The 18,569-nt window shown below is 46.4% G+C and carries 14 protein-coding genes; 5 read left to right on the top strand and 9 right to left on the bottom strand.

Features of this window, described 5'->3' with window-relative positions:
• Positions 1-349 precede the first annotated feature (349 nt).
• From PSI15_RS08005 to pilM, 4 genes are read right to left on the bottom strand one after another with little or no spacing between them, the layout of a single operon-like run.
• Positions 350-1,453 (bottom strand): secretin N-terminal domain-containing protein, encoded by a 1,104-nt coding sequence (locus PSI15_RS08005; RefSeq protein ID WP_273583064.1) that lies wholly within the window; start codon positions 1,451-1,453, stop codon positions 350-352.
• Positions 1,450-2,079: a hypothetical protein gene (locus PSI15_RS08000; protein ID WP_273583063.1), complete on the bottom strand. Its 630-nt coding sequence runs from the start codon at positions 2,077-2,079 to the stop codon at positions 1,450-1,452. The genes PSI15_RS08005 and PSI15_RS08000 overlap by 4 nt, the downstream gene beginning before the upstream one ends.
• Positions 2,069-2,620, bottom strand: a complete 552-nt coding sequence (locus PSI15_RS07995) for a PilN domain-containing protein (protein WP_273583062.1) — start codon at positions 2,618-2,620, stop codon at positions 2,069-2,071. The genes PSI15_RS08000 and PSI15_RS07995 overlap by 11 nt, the downstream gene beginning before the upstream one ends.
• On the bottom strand, positions 2,617-3,510 hold the full coding sequence (pilM, locus tag PSI15_RS07990) for a pilus assembly protein PilM (RefSeq protein WP_273583061.1): 894 nt from the start codon (positions 3,508-3,510) through the stop codon (positions 2,617-2,619). The genes PSI15_RS07995 and pilM overlap by 4 nt, the downstream gene beginning before the upstream one ends.
• 223 nt (positions 3,511-3,733) lie before the next feature.
• On the opposite strand from pilM, the gene mrcA reads away from it, so the two are divergent.
• On the top strand, positions 3,734-6,265 hold the full coding sequence (gene mrcA / locus PSI15_RS07985; RefSeq protein WP_273583060.1) for a peptidoglycan glycosyltransferase/peptidoglycan DD-transpeptidase MrcA: 2,532 nt from the start codon (positions 3,734-3,736) through the stop codon (positions 6,263-6,265).
• 367 nt (positions 6,266-6,632) lie between these two features.
• Here mrcA and nudE read toward each other — a convergent pair whose 3' ends face one another.
• Positions 6,633-7,184, bottom strand: a complete 552-nt coding sequence (nudE, locus tag PSI15_RS07980; RefSeq protein ID WP_273583059.1) for an ADP compounds hydrolase NudE — start codon at positions 7,182-7,184, stop codon at positions 6,633-6,635.
• Between the two features lie 354 nt (positions 7,185-7,538).
• On the opposite strand from nudE, the gene PSI15_RS07975 reads away from it, so the two are divergent.
• From PSI15_RS07975 to pckA, 4 genes are all read left to right on the top strand, one after another.
• The gene (locus PSI15_RS07975; protein WP_273583058.1) at positions 7,539-9,641 is read left to right on the top strand and encodes an IgaA/UmoB family intracellular growth attenuator; all 2,103 of its coding nucleotides are present in this window, start codon (positions 7,539-7,541) and stop codon (positions 9,639-9,641) included.
• 80 nt (positions 9,642-9,721) lie between these two features.
• Positions 9,722-10,153: a ribosome-associated heat shock protein Hsp15 gene (gene hslR, locus PSI15_RS07970; protein ID WP_273583057.1), complete on the top strand. Its 432-nt coding sequence runs from the start codon at positions 9,722-9,724 to the stop codon at positions 10,151-10,153.
• Positions 10,140-11,012, top strand: coding sequence for an Hsp33 family molecular chaperone HslO (gene hslO, locus PSI15_RS07965; RefSeq protein WP_273583056.1), 873 nt, complete (start codon positions 10,140-10,142; stop codon positions 11,010-11,012). Before hslR ends, hslO begins: the two co-directional genes overlap by 14 nt.
• Positions 11,013-11,234: 222 nt before the next feature.
• Positions 11,235-12,854, top strand: a complete 1,620-nt coding sequence (gene pckA / locus PSI15_RS07960; protein ID WP_273583055.1) for a phosphoenolpyruvate carboxykinase (ATP) — start codon at positions 11,235-11,237, stop codon at positions 12,852-12,854.
• A gap of 60 nt (positions 12,855-12,914) precedes the next feature.
• On the opposite strand, the gene PSI15_RS07955 is transcribed toward pckA, so the two are convergent.
• The 4 genes from PSI15_RS07955 to PSI15_RS07940 form a co-directional block, all read right to left on the bottom strand.
• Positions 12,915-13,610 carry a pirin family protein gene (locus tag PSI15_RS07955; protein ID WP_273583054.1) on the bottom strand — a complete coding sequence of 232 codons (696 nt, stop codon included), beginning with the start codon at positions 13,608-13,610 and terminating at the stop codon, positions 12,915-12,917.
• Positions 13,611-13,904: 294 nt separating this feature from the next.
• Positions 13,905-14,834: a GNAT family N-acetyltransferase gene (locus PSI15_RS07950; protein ID WP_273583053.1), complete on the bottom strand. Its 930-nt coding sequence runs from the start codon at positions 14,832-14,834 to the stop codon at positions 13,905-13,907.
• 11 nt (positions 14,835-14,845) lie between these two features.
• Positions 14,846-16,087: a phenylacetate--CoA ligase family protein gene (locus tag PSI15_RS07945; RefSeq protein WP_273583052.1), complete on the bottom strand. Its 1,242-nt coding sequence runs from the start codon at positions 16,085-16,087 to the stop codon at positions 14,846-14,848.
• 15 nt (positions 16,088-16,102) lie between these two features.
• Entirely contained in the window at positions 16,103-18,568 is a 2,466-nt protein-coding gene (locus PSI15_RS07940; RefSeq protein WP_273583051.1) for an acyl-CoA reductase, read from the bottom strand.
• Between the last annotated feature and the right edge of the window lies 1 nt (position 18,569).

The following is an 18,569-nucleotide window of genomic DNA, read 5'->3' as shown; positions in this document are numbered from 1 at the left end:
GATCAGATGGGAAAATTATCTCAGCACATCAGCCTGTATTGCAACTATATAAATTTCGCACGAACTTGAATCACTGGGTTTATGCTTTTGCTGACCGATTGAGAACCTATTGTATTTATCTTCCATCTTTCAAATCGCTGTTGTGCTGCAATTTGCAATCTATTGGATATAGGCTCCTGCTTGTGATGTTAGATCTGCTCACTCAATTAGGTAATCCTTGTATGCTAAATTGCTCTCAGCGTCAAATCCATAAACAGGCCAGACCAAGAAAAACAGTGAGTGATCTGGCAGAAAAAATACAATTATCGTTAATAATAGTTTGATTTTTATGTGATATTTTTTGTTTTGATTAAATATCAGTCAGTTGAGGTGTAATAAAAATTACGAGTTCCCTTCGGCTATGTTGCTCTCCTTTTTGGTTAAATAATGATCCCAACAGGGGAAGGTCTGACAGGTAAGGAACTTTTTGTAAACTTGAGGTTTTTTTCTGTTGGAAGATCCCGCCAAGGATCAGCGTTTCCCCATTTCTAATCGTCACTTGGGTGATGATCTCTTGTTTATCGATGGCCAGATTTTCATTTCCGCCTTGGTTGATGGGAAAACCGGGGGCATTCTGACTGATTTTCAGCGCAAGCCGGATTTTCCCCTGCCGCAAAATATGAGGGGTCACTTCCATACCCAATACCGCCTCTTTAAATTGAACGGTGGTTTTGTCTTTGTCCTGAACAATATAAGGAATATCAGAACCTTGCTTGATACTGGCTGTCTGTTGGTGTGAGGCGGTTAGCCGTGGGCTGGCAATAATATCAAGCTGGCTTTCCTGTTCCAATGCACTGAGTTCCAGCTCCAGCAAGTTTGCATGAATGCGGGCGGTATTCAGTACCAACTTGTGGCGCTGGTTACCGGCAGGTTGATGTAGATTTAAGCGGTTTAATCCTAGAGCTTGATTATGTGGGTCAGCGTTCACTCCCCAGTGAATCCCCAATTCATGCAGGGCTTCCTTGCTGCTGGTCACGATATGAGCCGTAATCTGCACTTGTTGCTGCGGAGTATCAACTTCTTTCAGCCAGTTTTTGATCCGGGTAATGGCATCAAATTTATCTTCCAAAATCAGGCTGTTGGTCAAGGGATCGTGTTCAACTTTTCCCCATTTTGTCAGTAGTGCGGGACGATTTTTCTGTAATTGTTCGGCTATTTGCCCTGCATCGGCATATTGCAGGGTCATTGCCTGATATTCGATCTCTGGTTCTGGCTCATTTTGCTCTGTGGGAGAAAATTCCGTTGCGTATTCTACCGGGTCTTTGGGAGGCTGGAACGGATCTCTTATCGGCATGTCGAAATTGGATTCTTCTTCGGTAACCGCTTTTTCGGTAAACGTTCCTCCGGCAAAACCCAATAGAGGTAATAAAAGCAGTAAGAGACAGCTTAGGAGAATCAAAGGATGGCGGTTCATGATTTCTCCTTATCGGCAGGATCAGGCAGTGAAATATTGGGTAAGGTGGTATCTGACAAAGCGACATCTGAAAAAACCATGCGAACCGTCAGATTGTCGTCGGCAGGTGTATCAACAGGCGTAATCGCGATGTGCTTAATCAGTAACGGGGGTTGCAGTTTTTGAATTTCACGCAAGAAATGGAGAAATTGGCCATAATTGAGTGACAGTCGGATATGCCAGAAAACTTGTTCGTTTTCTTTATGGCTTTTCCACTCCATGAGCTGACTGCCAGAGCGGATCAGTGGCATATGCAGGCGTTTGAGTATTGGCGTATTTTGCGCAGGAATATTGTCTGAGGAGGTATTCCTGAGTGACAGGTCACTGTTTTGAGCAAGGTTTGCGGCCATGCGCCGAATCTGCTGCTGAGTTTCAGGCAGGGATGGCAGTTCAGCAAGCTTTTGTTGAAATAGTATCGTGTTGTGTTGTTGCTGCTTAATATTGCTCTGGAGGGCATGGATTTCATGCCGATTTTTCTGCCAAACCAAAAAGTAGAATCCCAACAGCAGTAAAATGATGAGTAATTGCTGCAAGGTAAGCTGTTGCCAGACCGGCCGATAAAACCATTCAAGGTAATTATTTCTCATCTGGCTCTCCCATCAACCAATTGGCATCAATGGTAAAAACCTTGAAATGATCTTCCGTCGTGATCATTTTTTTCAGTTGCACATTGATAAGCGAAGTATCGTCAGTCAGGCTATCCAACAAATCTGAGATATCCGTATAGTCCTGACTGCGGGCAGTAAAAATTAATTGCCCACTGTCGTCACTAAATGCAGTCAGCCAACTGTTCTCAGGTAACAAATGGGGAAGTTGACGAAATAGCTGTAAATAGCGTTGATTCTGTTCCATGAATATGCGTTTTTTCCGTAATTGTTGTGACAATTGATGATGTTGTTGCACCGCGTGGTCTGCTGTTCTGATTGCTTGTTGTAATTGAGCCGATTGGTGAGTGATCTCCGTTAATTGTCCGCGATATTGTCTAATCTGGTTGGTTTGTAGCGTGGAAATAAATACCAATACTGTTGCCCACAATATCAGTTGTAAGCAAAGCAGTGCTCCCCATATTCGAGACCGGCGTTTCAGCTTTTTCTGCCGCCAAGGTAAGAAGTTGACCTGATACATCATTGATCACTCGGCCTGAGCGCTAAACCAGCGGCAATGATAAACGCATTCATTTTGTCTGGTAGCGGGGGATGATAATGGCGAAACGCCATCAAGAGTTGCCAGCTATTAGCCGATTCATTAGCCGATTCTGTTGATACGGATGTTAATGTCGGTGTTGATGTTGTTTTTACTGATATCGCTTTGATTGATGTCGGTTGCGCTTCATCACTGTAATAAAGGGTATAACTTTCTGTTTCTGGGGTTATGGGGAGTTGATTGATGACCTGAACCAGATGGCGATCCGGTTGTGCCGCTATCAAACCATAGCTGAAAGGTCGGTCGGCAGGGGCGACCCATAGCCAGTCTGTCATACGTTTGTGAACTAACCAACTGTCGTCAGGTACGCCCGCCAGTTTGGCGGCATAACGCAGTGCACAAGGTGCAATATCAATAGCATCAAGGGATAAATTGATCTCTGAGAACAGGTTCAGCCAGAGATTGAGGTCTTTTTGACGGGTTGCGCTAATGCAAATCTGCTGACCATGAACACGATAATCCAGCGCCAGATCGCTGACAGGAAATTGTTTTCCAGCACTGGCATGTACAAACCAGCCAAGTTCCGGTTCCTGCAAGGCAGTTTGACCAGGTAAGGCAATTTGTTTCTGCAAAGTTTGTTGAACAGGCAGGGCGAATCTTAGACTAAGATTCTTGGGTAATATTTTTCGCCATTGGATTAAAATGTGAAGTAATTTTTCAGGATCTTGTAACCGTCCTCCTGAAATAGTCTCGCTGGATAAGCGATATTGCCAGCAATGCCGAAGTTGCCAACCGTCACGGCGTTTAATAGCGGCAAGGGCGCGAATGTCATGATCTTGGACATCCAGTCCGATATACCATTTAGGTGGATACATGTAGCGATCTCCTTATCTACTGTCAATTCAACAAAAACATCAAGTTAACGAAAATCGAATGAAACGTTGTTATACATGAATGAGGTATTGGTAAAGGTGATATCTATCGCGCTGTATAGCCCTTATACTAATCCCTTTATACTAAGCCTTTTACACCAAGCCTTTTATACTACGTACTGATCGTTTATAAACTGCCCGATTAACATGGCGTGAGAAATTTCAGGTGAAGTTCATAAAGTATTTTTTGATCCTTATTGTCGTTTGCATTTTATTGGGAACCGCCTCGATTTTTGGTTTGTACAAATATATCGAGCCACAGCTTCCCGACGTTGCGACCTTAAAGGATGTCCGACTCCAAACACCGATGCAGGTGTTCAGTGCTGATGGCGAATTAATCGCCCAATATGGTGAAAAACGTCGTTTACCCTTAACCTTGTCAGAAATACCGCCTCTCATGGTGAAAGCCTTTATTGCCACGGAAGATAGCCGTTTTTATGAACATCACGGTGTTGATCCCATCGGGGTTATCCGTGCGGTTTCAGTGGTAATAACCTCTGGTCATGCTTCTCAGGGGGCAAGTACCATTACTCAGCAGCTTGCGAGAAACTTTTTTCTCAGCCGAGAGAAGACATTGGTACGTAAAGCGAAAGAGGCATTTCTGGCGATTAAGATCGAGCAATTGTTAACTAAGGATGAAATCCTTGAGTTATATCTCAACAAGATCTATCTCGGTTATCGTGCTTATGGGGTTGGCGCGGCGGCTCATGTCTATTTTGGCAAGAACGTCAATGAGTTGACATTGAGTGAGATGGCGATGATTGCCGGTTTACCAAAAGCGCCTTCAACGTTTAACCCGCTTTATTCCTATGACAGAGCGGTCAGCCGCCGCAATGTGGTGCTGGGGCGGATGTTGGAAGAAGGATATATCACCCGGCGTCAGTATGATGAAGCCAGAGAAGAAAAACTGGTTTCCCGTTACCACGCGCCACAAATTGTTTTCTCTGCGCCTTATCTGACGGAAATGGCTCGTCAGGAAATGATTAATCGTTATGGTGAAAATGCCTATACAGATGGTTATAAAGTCTATACCACTATCACACGCAAAACTCAGTTGGCGGCGGTTGATGCGGTTCGTGCCAATGTGATTGATTATGATGTTCGCCACGGTTATCGCGGCCCTCAGGAAGTGTTATGGAAAGCGAATCAGCCAGCATGGAGCCAGGCGCAGATTATCGATAAGCTGAAAACCTTGCCCAAATATGGTCCTCTGGTGCCGGCGATTGTGACGAAATCCAGCGCTAACCAAGCGCAAGTTGTGCTGGTGGATGGCAGTCACGTTGAGTTGACGATGGCCGGCGTTCGTTGGGCGCGCCCATTTAAAACCGACAGCCTGCAAGGGGCGGCACCCCGTAGTGTCGATGAAGTCATTCGGGCAGGCGAACAAATTTGGATCAGAAAAGTCAATGAGACTTGGTGGCTGGCCCAACTTCCCGAAGTTAATGCGGCACTGGTTTCTCTCAATCCGATCAATGGTGCGATAGAAGCATTGGTCGGTGGATTTGATTTTGAACTGAGTAAATTTAACCGGGTGACGCAATCACTGCGTCAGGTCGGTTCCAATATCAAGCCATTCCTGTATACCGCCGCCATGGACAAGGGGCTGACGTTGGCCTCGTTACTGAATGATGCGCCAATCAGCCGTTGGGATGCCGGTGCCGGAACGGATTGGCGACCAAAAAACTCACCACCGACTTACGATGGACCCATTCGCTTGCGTCAAGGGTTGGGGCAATCTAAAAACGTTGTGATGGTTCGTGCCATGCGCGCGATGGGTGTTGATTACGCCGCAGATTACTTGAAGCGTTTTGGTTTGCCGGGTGAAAACGTGGTGCGCACAGAATCTCTGGCGCTGGGATCGCCTTCATTTACTCCGTTACAGTTAGTACGCGGCTATGCAGTGATGGCAAACGGGGGTTATTTGGTTGATCCTTACTTCATCAGCAAAATTGAAAATGATGCAGGGAAAGTGCTGTTTGAAGCGAAACCTAAAATTGCTTGTCCACAATGTGAAAACATTCCGGTGACTTATGGTGAAACAGCACGTTCTATCGAATTGTCTGAAGATTCCATTGAGAACGTGGCTCATTCTGACGTTGTGCAAAATATGGCCTTGCCGCCGCAACCGGAATTAGAGAGCGTATCGGGAAATGTTAATGCGCAAGACCAACAGTATGCGCCTCACGTTATCAGTACACCGTTGGCGTTCCTTATCCATGATGCCTTGAATACCAATGTCTTTGGTGAACCGGGTTGGATGGGGACAGGCTGGCGCGCTGCCCGTGATTTGAAGCGCCGTGATATTGGTGGCAAAACCGGGACAACCAACAGCTCAAAAGATGCGTGGTTCTCCGGTTATGGCCCGGATATAGTGGCAACGGCCTGGATTGGTTTCGATGAGCACAGCAGAAGTTTGGGGCGCACTCCGGTATTAAAAGGTGAAGGGGGAGCGAAAACGGCTCAACCCATTTGGGATGACTTTATGAAAGCCGCGCTGGAAGGGGTTCCTGTGAAAATAATGGAACCCCCTGCCGGCATTGTTTCTGTCACGATTGATCGGGCAACGGGCAAGTTATCTAACGGTGGTAGCAATACCCGCAAAGAGTATTTCATTGATGGTACTCAGCCGACGGAGTATGCCGTACCTGATGTGGGGACGACAGTCACTGAGAATGGGGAAAGCCATGAGTTATTCTGATTGATTTTCCCGTCGTAAATATCACTAACTAAAATGAAAGATAAAAAGACCTTGTCGGGAAATCGGCAAGGTCTTTTGTTATCACTATTCTTTTGTTATTACTATGATGAAAGTTTATTTAACAAAAAGATATGATTATGATACGAATTAATTTTAAGAATATAGTTAAAGGGTTTATTTATTATTTTTAATAAACAAAATTATTTTTCATCAATATTATTAAAATAATTACACGCATAAATGTAAACCTTACTCTATTTGCGTGTTTATTGTTGACCGCTGTATTTCACTTAAAACAGGTATAAAATGGGTATTGTAATACCTATTTTATACCGTTTTTAAAGAATGAACGGATTAGTGTTTCCCATTATTTCTTTGCTTGCAGATATCGCTGGGCAAAAAATAGCGCACTGACATTTCTGGCTTCGTTGAAATCGGGATGCTCCAACAATGACATCATGTCAGAGATAGGCCATCGTTTCTGCACAAGCGGTTCAGGTTCATCCCCTTCCAGGCATTCCGGATAAAGGTCGTGAGCAATCATGATATTCATCTTGCTGGAAAAATAGGACGGTGCCATCGTCAATGTCGTCAACAGCGCCAATTTTCCTGCACCGAAACCAATTTCTTCCTTCAATTCGCGATTAGCGGCGTCAAAAACACTCTCCCCAGCATCAATGGCACCTTTGGGAAAACCTAATTCGTATTGTTCAATGCCAACCGCATATTCATGAATAAGCACTAATTCATCCCCGATAATTGGAATAATTAAAACTGCTTCACGATTTGCCGGTTTCATTCGTTCATAAACGCGTTTTACACCATTGCTGAACTCAAGATCAACAGATTGAATATTGAATAAGCGTGAGCGGGCAACGTCATTTATATTCAGTATCTTAGGTTTTTTTAGATCAATCATGCTTGCCCCTGATGGTTGTCATGTGCCGGATAATTGAAAACAATAATGCGGCCAGTCACTTAAATATTACTGTATCTTTTAAGTGTTATAACGAAATGGATACGCATCCATGCTTTGCTTTAATATGGCTGATTATGTTAGTAAATGATAGCGATTATCGCTTGAATGTATTTTTGTTGCTATCTTACCCTTGCAAAAAGACTTTATTTTATGGAAAGGTATGAGAAAAATTATATAACCTTTTGTAAATAAAATTAAAATAGAAGGCAAGAATAGGAATAGCCTGATTCTGTGTGTTTCATGAGATTGTTATTCTGCTGATCTCGGTACTGCTGGCGTGAGCATGGGGAAAAAATGAGCTCATTGGTCATTATATTGGCTATTTTTATCATTAGCCTGATTATAATGGCTTCCTTTCTGATTTTCAGATGGAAGCGGCTTGATAACGCGCGTTATCTGCAATCGATAACTAAAACAGCCTGCCGCAAACTGAATACCGATGAATATCAAGCCATAGAATCTTATTTGCACAATACCCGTCTTCTGATGAAGCCGAATAGCAGTCACAGGGCTGATTATTCGGTGCTACCTGTTAAACAGGGGAATGTCTATACCATCACTCATCCTATTACCCGTTTTTCTTCCGCAATGGATGGGGTGCACCATTGGCGCTATTATCTTGGTGAAACGGAAATACATTTGCCCGTGTTGCTTGAGCCATTTATTAAGCAGCAGAATACGATTGAGATTGTTCAAACCGCATCAATGCCGCTGGTTATCGCGGTTAACGGCCACTTTCTGCAAGATTATCAGCAAGATTTGCCCATCACGAGAGTTGCGGCAAAAACCGAGCAGGCTTCCATTCAAAAAAATGGCAATTCGAGCGCTAACTTACTGCATGTCCGTAAGGAAACATTAGAAGAATATCGCCTGCGGAAATCAACGGGCATTCAGGAAAGTATTTTGATGTGTTTGGGTTTATCGTTGTGGTTTGCGGCTCTTTTCGTGCCCATTCCGATGTTACCGTGGTTAATGCTGGCGGCGTTTCTGTTTATTATGGGGAGTTTCTGGCTGCATGTTCGGTTGCCACCTGGGCGAAAACTAGCCAATATCCATTGCTTTAACGGCATTCCCAAACGTTGGGGCGTATTTAGCGAGTTTGAGCCAGAGCAAAAAAAGAATATCTCTCTGGGCGGTATTGATCTGGTTTATCCCGTACATTGGGAGCCTTATATTTCCCATTATCTTGATCAGAATACCGATATCGACATATACACTAACTGCCATGTTGTACGGCAGGGGCGCTATCTCTCTTTGCATGAAGAAGAGAAACACCATCCTTATCAGCGTAGCAGAAAGAATGTGATACTGCTGGTCTTCTCTGTACTTGCTATGCTGTTGCTTTATTTTTACCAGCCAGTGAACTTATCCATACGGCTGAGTTTTGCTTGGTTATATGGCAGTAATACCAAGGTTATTACCAGTTTCAATGATCTAAAAAATATGCCGTTGAAGGAAGGGGATGTGTTAAAGGTCAAAGGCTTAGGGATGTGCTATGTTCCCCCTAATCTCCTGCCCAAAGCCAACATTACCATATTCGCGCCATTTGATTGTGTGGGTATCTACTGGAATAGTGAAATTCCATTGCCTATGCTGGAGTCTGAAGTTGTCGAAAATGCGACCTCATTGCTGAAAACTGTTGGTGAGCAATTACATCCCGTTGAACGTAAGATTAATCCTAGCTTGAATGACGCGATCGCTAAATCGGGTATGACCCTGCTCGATAATTTTTCACAAATCATCTTGAAAACCCAAAAATTGTGCCAGAACGATGCGGATTGTGATCGCTTGAAAAATGCGTTGGTTAATTTGGGCAATGCCAAAAATTGGGACAAGTTGTTGAAAGATGCAGAGAGCGGAAAGCTGGATGGGGCGAAAGTGTTGTTACGTTCTATCAGTGTTGATGCGTTGGAAAAGTTGGTTGATATCACGACGGCATCATTTATTTATCGGGAGATCGATAGGATGGTCATTCTGATAAACAGTCCCTCCCCAGGGGGAGTTTTATTGCTGAGTGATGAGGGGAAAGCATTAGTTGAATACCCGATGCGGACACAATACATCTATGAGCACTCTGCTTTAGAGCGATGGCGGGAATTACAGGGGCTTTTAGAACTGTTGATGAAGACCCCCTTTGAAACCGAAGGGATTGTGACAAAACTGTCAGAAGATCCCAATGGGACTCGTCATATTATGTTGCACCGTGAGCCAGATACTACGTCTGTCATTCGTTATCTGGGAAGCTGTCTGCTGGGGGCAATCTTGTTGGCCATGTCGATCATCAACACCGTATTGGTTATCAAGAAAAAGCAGAGGAACCAGCGGCGTCTTCAACATATCACGCAATACTACGATAATTGTTTCAATTCGCCTTCACCGCCGATGGATTGGCGATGACTTAACGGGCTGTGTTACCCTCTGCCCGTTTTTGGTCAGCACCGATTAAGCATGTGAATGAGATCATCGGGAGAATATTCATGCAGAATTCAGACACTGATCAGGCTATCCGCCTTGATAAATGGTTGTGGGCTGCCCGTTTTTATAAAACCCGTTCCATTGCGCGTGAAATGATTGAAGGGGGAAAAGTCCATTATAATGGGCAGCGAAGTAAGCCGAGTAAGCTGGTTGAGTTGGATGCAAAGATCAAACTGCGTCAGGGTGATGATGAAAAAACGGTAACCGTCTTGGCATTGAGCAGTCACAGACGGAGCGCTACCGAAGCCCAGCAACTTTATCAGGAGACAGCAGAAAGTATTATCAATCGGGAAAAAATGGCATTGGCGCGTAAAATGAATGCGCTCACCATGCCGCATCCCAACCGCCGTCCAGATAAAAAAGAACGGCGTACATTAATAAAATTCAAGAACACAAAATTAAATGAGCCGGAAGAGACTTATGACCAGACATGACCAATTACACCGCTTTTTATTTGAAAGCCATTCTGTCAGGGGGGAACTCGTTTCCGTCAGTGAAACTTACCAACGGATGCTGGAAAATCATCATTTTCCTCAACCTGTGCAGCAACTACTGGGTGAATTGTTGGTCGCAACTAGCCTGTTGACCGCCACATTGAAATTCAATGGCGATATTACGGTACAGATTCAGGGTGACGGGCCGGTCAAACTGGCGGTGATTAATGGCAATAACCTACAACAGATGCGTGGAACGGCTCGCATTGATGGTGAAGTGAGTGCCGAAAGCAGCCTGCATGACATGGTTGGCAAGGGTTATATGGTCATCACCGTGACACCCACAGAAGGTGAGCGTTATCAGGGCGTAGTGGCGCTGGAAGGTAATACCTTGGCAGAATGCCTGGATGCGTATTTCAAACAGTCAGAACAGTTGCCCACCCGCCTGTTTATTCGTACCGGGATGCAGGATGGAAAAATGGCAGCGGGCGGCATGTTATTGCAGATCTTGCCGGGAGCGCAGGAAAGCAGTGAAGATATGCTTGACCATCTGGTGCAACTGACCGCAACCATTAAGGGAGAAGAGCTGTTTACGCTGGATGCGAAAGAGATTCTGCATCGCCTTTATCATGAAGAAGATGTCACGCTGTATGAACCTCAGCAAGTCGAATTCCGTTGCACTTGCTCCCATCAACGCTGTGCTGACACGCTGGTGACGTTACCGGAAGCCGATATTCAGGACATTTTGCATAACGATGGCAAAATCGATATGGAATGCGAATTCTGTGGTATGCACTATATTTTTAACGAGAAAGATATCAGTGAAATAAATGCGGCAAAAAAAGAGCAGTTGCACTGATTAGGCGGCTGCGTTGCTTATAGGGTTGCACTAATTGTTAATTCATCGGGCGTGACATACGCCCTTTTTACGCTGAATTATTCCCTCATTTCGTGTTCTGTGTCTCATATAAACTTAAAAAAAGTAATGTAATTTCAATTTTTTGATAACAATCGCTGTTAATTAGTCATAATTATTTATTATCCCCCGCAGAGAGAAAGTATAACTGACCAGGAGCAACAAATGAGTGTTACAGGCATTACTGAGCAGGAACTTGCGGTTTATGGTATTCGCGGTGTGAGTGAAGTTGTTTATAACCCAAGTTATGAACTGTTATTCTCTGAAGAAACTCAATCCTCATTACAAGGCTATGAGCGTGGCACATTGACTGACCTTGGTGCTGTCTCTGTCGATACGGGGATTTTCACGGGGCGCTCCCCGAAAGATAAATACATTGTCCGCGATGATGTTACCCGCGATACCGTATGGTGGGCGGATCAGGGCAAAGGCAAGAACGACAATAAACCGCTTAGTCAGGAAACCTGGTCTCATCTTAAGGGCTTGGTAACACAGCAGCTTTCAGGCAAACGTTTGTTTGTCCTTGATGCTTTCTGTGGCGCCAATGCGGATACCCGCCTGAAAGTGCGTTTTATTACGGAAGTGGCGTGGCAGGCACATTTTGTGAAAAATATGTTTATCCGCCCGTCAGACGAAGAATTAGTTGGCTTCACGCCGGATTTTATTGTGATGAACGGGGCCAAATGCACGAACCCACAATGGAAAGAGCAAGGGCTGAATTCTGAAAACTTTGTGGCTTTTAACCTGACAGAGCGTATGCAGTTGATCGGGGGAACCTGGTACGGTGGTGAAATGAAAAAAGGGATGTTCTCAATGATGAACTACCTGTTGCCACTGAAAGGGATTGCTTCTATGCACTGCTCTGCCAACGTGGGTGAAGAGGGGGATGTTGCTATTTTCTTCGGCCTTTCTGGTACAGGGAAAACCACGCTTTCCACGGATCCGAAACGTCAGTTGATCGGTGATGACGAACATGGCTGGGACGATGACGGCGTGTTTAACTTTGAAGGCGGTTGCTACGCGAAAACCATCAATCTGTCCAAAGAGGCGGAACCGGATATCTACCACGCCATTCGCCGTGATGCGCTGCTGGAGAACGTCACTGTACTGGCGGATGGTACCGTTGATTTCAATGATGGCTCCAAAACAGAAAATACCCGTGTTTCTTATCCGATTTACCACATTGAAAACATCGTTAAGCCGGTATCCAAAGCCGGGCACGCGACTAAAGTCATTTTCCTGACCGCTGATGCTTTCGGCGTCCTGCCGCCGGTTTCCCGTTTAACCCCGGAACAGACCCAATATCATTTCCTGTCTGGTTTCACGGCAAAATTGGCGGGCACTGAACGCGGTATCACAGAACCCACACCCACATTCTCTGCTTGCTTCGGAGCGGCATTCCTGTCACTGCATCCAACCCAATATGCGCAAGTTCTGGTTAAACGAATGCAGTCATCGGGGGCGAAAGCTTATCTGGTTAATACCGGCTGGAATGGCACAGGTAAACGTATTTCCATCAAAGATACCCGTGCCATTATCGATGCGATCCTCAATGGCGACATTGAAGATGAGGATACCATTCAACTGCCGATTTTTGATTTGGCCGTACCGACCTCCTTGCCGGGCGTCGAGACGAACATTTTAGACCCACGCAATACCTATGCCGATAAATCCGCATGGGATGTGAAAGCAAAAGATCTGGCACAGCGCTTTATTGATAACTTCGATAAATATACGGATACCGCAGCGGGCGCGGCATTGGTGAAAGCAGGGCCTAAACTGTAATGTAACTTTTCCATGCAAGAACGCTATTCTACTGAATAGCGTTCTTTTTTAATGCCTATATTAGCTGGGCGGTAAATCGAACAGTAAGATCTCACTTTCTTGGTTTGCCGTTAATCGAAGATGGGATTCGTCCCGGATAGCGACCCCATCGCTGGTGGCAGCCCGTATTCCATTGATCATCACTTCACCGCGAACAACCTGAATCCAGATATTTCGCGTTTTTTCCACCGGATATTCACCCTGTTCGCCCTTTTTCAATGCCCAACGCCATAATGTCATATCCTGAAAAACTTGCAGGGAGCCGGCACGGGCATCAGGAGAGAGAACCAATTGACGCCCTTCGGTCGTATCAAAACGGTGTTGTTCATAACGGGGAGTGAGTCCCGTTTTTTCCGGCATGATCCAGATCTGGTAAAGATGTAATGGCTTATCATGCTGTGGGTTATATTCTGAGTGACGGATACCCGTACCGGCACTCAGAATCTGGAATTCTCCCGCCGACACTTGCCCTTTGTTCCCCATACTATCCTGATGCTCAACCGCTCCAGACAGCACATAGGTCAAGATTTCCATATCTTTGTGCGGATGCATGCCGAAGCCTTGACCCGCGTCAATCACATCTTCGTTAATCACCCTGAGAGCAGAAAATCCCATGAAATTCGCATCATAATAGTTAGCGAACGAAAAAGTATGCCAACTATCCAGCCAGCCATGATTGGCGTGACCGCGTTCTGAAGCCCGACGTAAGTAGAGCATCTTCAAAATCCCTCAATGTTTTTTGGTAGTCTAGTTGAAGGACTAAAATATAAAAGATGGGAAATTTAATCTTAGGATTCAAAATATTTGAATGAAAATGAGGCAATTTTGGGCAAAAAAAAAGCCAACATAAAAGTTGGCCTATAAAAGTAAACACTGGAAGCAATGTGAGCAATGTCGTACTTTCACATGGACCCTGAAGGTGGTGCACTGAAAGTGATAAGAATGATAATCGTTCTCAGTATCATTTGTAAAGTGTTTTTTTAACCAATTTTGTAAAGTGTAGTTATGTTATCAGCTCACCCCCAATTCCATTTGATAGAGATGTTGAGTACCCGTGTCGTGAAATTGATAGGGCGTTAATTGGTAGCCGCGTAGCCACAGCAAAAACCATCCATCATGGGTGTCTGGGCAAAGTCCGGCGAAGCGGAATCCGCCTTTTTTCAGCAACGGGCACAACCCCAGCGCCTCTTCACAGGCAGGCAGTTTCAAATAGATTAACTGCCCGGCAGGAAAATCGATGACCTCCGATAAAAAGTCAGAATGAACCTCGTATAGGGTGATCTCTAAACGCCGGCCGGATTTTTTAATGGCAAAGGGTTCAGGGATCATGGCGCGCTGATACGCGGATTGGGCATTTTGTGGGGCTTCACCCACATATTGGCTAATCCGGGAGACCCAATTTTGCCAAGGCCGGGGCCAGTTCAGCTTAGGCAGTGGCAAAGATTTAAGCGGCAAGATGCCCTGAACAATACTTTCAGGTTTGGGTAAGCCAAAGGGTGAATCGACATAATCCAGCATCAGTGCCGTAGAATAGAACCCCAAATTTCGGGCGATGTACTGGCTCTTGGGGTGTGAACAGACCTGTTTTATCGTCAATAAATTATAACCTTGCTCTTTCGCATAACCGCATAAATAACTGCCCAGAGACTTCGCCACGCCATGACCTTGAAAATCGGGATATACCGCAATCAGTGCCAGCTCTGCCTGATTTCCCTGCACCGTATCTTTAACTAGAGCAGCATGACCGATAAGCCGCCCCTGATGGAAAGCCAGGGCCGAGTGCCATTGCCCTGATGTTTGGTAGCCATTGATCAGTCTTGGCAGATAGATGTCAGGATAGACATAGGCATCGCCGTAAACCTCGCGGAATAACTGGCTGATTTTTTTATCATCGCCTGACTGATAGCTGCGGATCTGAGTCGCGGATTGGAAGATAGTCATTGATTTCAACCCTAGTTATAACGACGCAGGTCCACAACTCGCTGCAATTTGCCTGATCGTGGGTGCGTATACATATCATCAATATGGGTTTGCACGATCTCCAGCATGTTTTGGTGCCGGCACGCTTCTGCCAGATTGGGGAAGGCGGTCATGACACGATGGCGTATTTTGTCGATATCTACCGTTTGCAGGCTTGCCACCAACAACCGGATCTGATCTTGCCCCGCCTTCTGGCTTAACTCCAATTGCCAGGCCAAAAGTTCCGTCTGCTGGGATAGCTGTGTGGCTAAGTCGTCAGGGAATAATGACATCGTGCCAAATCGTATGCGGTAGCCCTGATTAGCGCGTCCTTGCAGGGCGAATTTACGGCTTGGCTGTTCAGGTTCGCACCAGCAGGCCAGATCGCCGGTAGGATAGCGGATCACCGGCATCAGGCGTCGTTGCAGGTTAGTGACAACCAGCAGGCCGTGTTTCCCCGGCACCGTAATGGGCTGATGAGTGATTTCATCCACGATCTCAATAATCGTGTCATCACTGAATACGCGGTGTTCTCCCTGTCGGCATTCGGGATCAGCAAAGCCAATCAAACCGGCATCGACACTGGCACACCCAATGGAGCCTAAACGAGCCTGCGGAAAAACCTGTTGTATGACAGCGATCTGCGCATCAAACAGACTTTCCCCGCCGTAAAGAATGGTCTCCACCATCGGCAATGTTTGTCCCCTCTCTTTCAAAGAGTGCGCCAGACGGATTAATTGCACCGGTACACCCGCCAGCACATTGATGTTATGCAAGCGGATAGTGTTAATCAGCAATTCATCCTCAACCTTGCAGGTGAAAGGAAACTCTATGATCGGGAGCGGCGCATTCGATAATGCGCCGTGGATGAATAGAAAACTGGTATAAAGATCGCCGGCAAAAAACAGGTTAGCCACCCGATCCCCACGCTTTAATTGGCGGGCAATACCTTGGCCAAAGGCAGCAATAAAGGCTTGCCACTCTTGTTGGCTGAAAACGGATAACCGCCCATCACTGGTGGAGCCACCTGTTTTAAACACATGACCACCTTCCAGCGGTGCAGTCAGCACCGGCCAGGTTGATAGATCGTTTGAATTAGCCCAGTAATGACTGGGTTCCACGAGGGGCAAATCTTCCAGCGTCCAGTTATCGGGAATGGATTTATAGCGTTCCCGGTAATAAGCAGAATGCTCGCGTGCATGATGGAGCAAATCAATCAGTGTCGTTCTGGTCATCTTAATTTTACCCAATTAATATTGACGCAAGTCGATGAACAAGGGCGTTTTCCCACTGTGTTCATTACGGCGAAATTCAGTGGCTGATGTGGAAATCACGTCTAAATTCAGCAGATGTCCGCTAACCACTTCAGCAATTTTGGGATCTTGTAATAAGTTCTGACGCACGGTGAAGGGATCGGCATGATCAACGAATAGCTGAATGCTATCGATACCCTCACGGTTATGATCGATGATCCATTGCACGGGCAGTGCCAGTTGCTCAGATAAATCAGCAAGATTGAAAAAGATACTGCCTATGCGTAGCAGGGAGCCATGACGCCCTTTCAGCCGGAAACGCGGTGAAGTCAGGCCACAAGAACAAGGTTGATTGACCCAGCAACCGAGATCGCCTAAATCGTAGCGTTGGATGGGTTGGGCTTCGCGGTGGAGGGACGTAAATACCAGACGCCCGGTTTCGCCCTCTGCCACGGGCTGATCATTCTCTGGATTGAGAATTTCCAGCCATTGGGTATCCTCCATTAAATGGAAAACCCCGTCTTCGCTGGCGGCGCACGCATGGCCGACAGGTCCGGCATCGACGGAACCGTAAATGGTTGAACGTATCAGGGTGACACCAAAACCCGTCAGAAAATCCCGTTGGTTGAGATTGAGGTGTTCGCCACCCAAAAATAGCTTACGAATGCCGCCATATTGACGTAATTTAGTTCCTTCATTCAAAAATAACCGGTGCAACGTGCTTGGCATGCCGACCAGCGTATTAATGCGTTGTTGCACGATAAAATCAGCGATTTCACTAAAATCATTGTCAGTCGGCCCGCCCATGGGATATTGCGTCACGCCCAATTTATCCAGAATGGTGAAGAAGCTCAGCATGCCGCCGTACAGTTTCCCGCCATATAACAGATTCATGACGCGATCGGTTGCAGGTTCAAGCCCGGAGGTAAACACGCCATCGGCGGCGGCCTGCATCTGCCTGTGGTAATCACGGTAGCTAAAAGCGGCCAGTTTCGGTATGCCACTGCTGCCACCACTGCGGAAAAACAGACGGGCTTTATCATTGGGAATCAGCGCTTGAAAATCGGTTTTATCCATCACAGGCAGATTGTCTAACCCGTTTGGACGGGCGGGAGGAACATCAAGATGGGCACAGCCCGCCATTAAATCCGGCGCAAGGCTGACCGAGACTCGTTTGGTCAGGCGTGCCAGTGCGTAGACCCCATCGTGAGGCTCACCACTATAGCCGTCGTGCATCTGACCCGCCGGCGTGATACGACTGATCCCCGCAGCAAACAGAATATGGCTCATTTCGCTGATATGTGCTTGACGGGTCATCAACGCACAGCTTTGCAGATGGTTACGCCAAGGCAGTAAAATAGCGCACAGGCGCTGGCGCGGAGCCGGGCGTATCTGCAATGTGCGGAACAAAGGCGACGCCGCTAATTCCTCTTCGTGTCGCCATATCACCCGCCATCCATCGGCCTGCCAAATTTCACCCTGTACTTTTTCACCGTGTAATTGTGCAAAAGCGAAATCAAGTCGCTGGAAAGCGGTTTGGGTGGTTATTTCTGCGGCTTCCTGAATATCCGGTTGCAGGGCAGGATGTAATCCGGCGCGGCGTTGCAGGGCGGCAGCCATGCGTTGCCCGATATGTTGTAACACTTGCGGATCATCGCTATCCACTAATAAACACTGTGGGCTGGAACAGGCTTGTTGGTCATAACAACAGACATCATCAGCCAAGGCATCCAATTGGGCATCATCGGCCGATTCAGGGCTTAGCCAGGCGATGCTGATGCGGTGTCCCCAATCTATCCAGCGGCAACCGGCGGGCAGTTGAGCACGAATGGATGCGAGGGAAGCGTCGCTGCCCCAGACAGAAACTGCATCGGCCTGACTGAATAATTCTGCCAGTTGGGTGACGGGTAACGGCAATACGGCAACCCGATCAGCCAAATCCCCTGAAATATCATGGGATAAAAATTCTGACCAGAGTCGCGTACTAAACCCGTTATCGCTGCTGCTTGGGCGTAACCAGTTAATATTGCCCACCAGCAAACTTTCAAGCACCGCCATAAAGGGCAGGAGCTTCGCGTTGGAGGGGGTAATATGGACGACCAATCCCAATGGCTTCCAAGTCTCATAGCGATTCTGGTTATAATCGAATCGACGTAGCGAAAACGGGTTTTGCCCAAGTTCCCGTTCCAGTTTGGCCGCCAGCGCTTCACGTTGGCAAAACGCGATAAGTTCCTGCCGGATTTGGCGATCAAACAGAGAGTGCTCACTCAGATTGGTAAGATATTCCGCAAAGCGTTGTGCACAATCAAGGACTTGTTCAGAAGTATGGGGGCGAGCCAGCAACTCAGGTAATCGCTCACGTAATTTCGCGATTTTTTGTTCAGTCAACTGTTCTGAGGAAATCGGGTTATTCGTTGTTTTTGTAGAAACAGTTTTTATGGAAACAGTATTTACGGAAGACATA

The sequence above is a fragment of the Xenorhabdus sp. PR6a genome (assembly GCF_028599065.1).
Taxonomy (GTDB): Bacteria; Pseudomonadota; Gammaproteobacteria; order Enterobacterales; family Enterobacteriaceae; genus Xenorhabdus; species Xenorhabdus doucetiae.
Note: the sequence above shows the minus strand (reverse complement) of the source record. Positions and strands in the feature narration are given on the sequence as shown.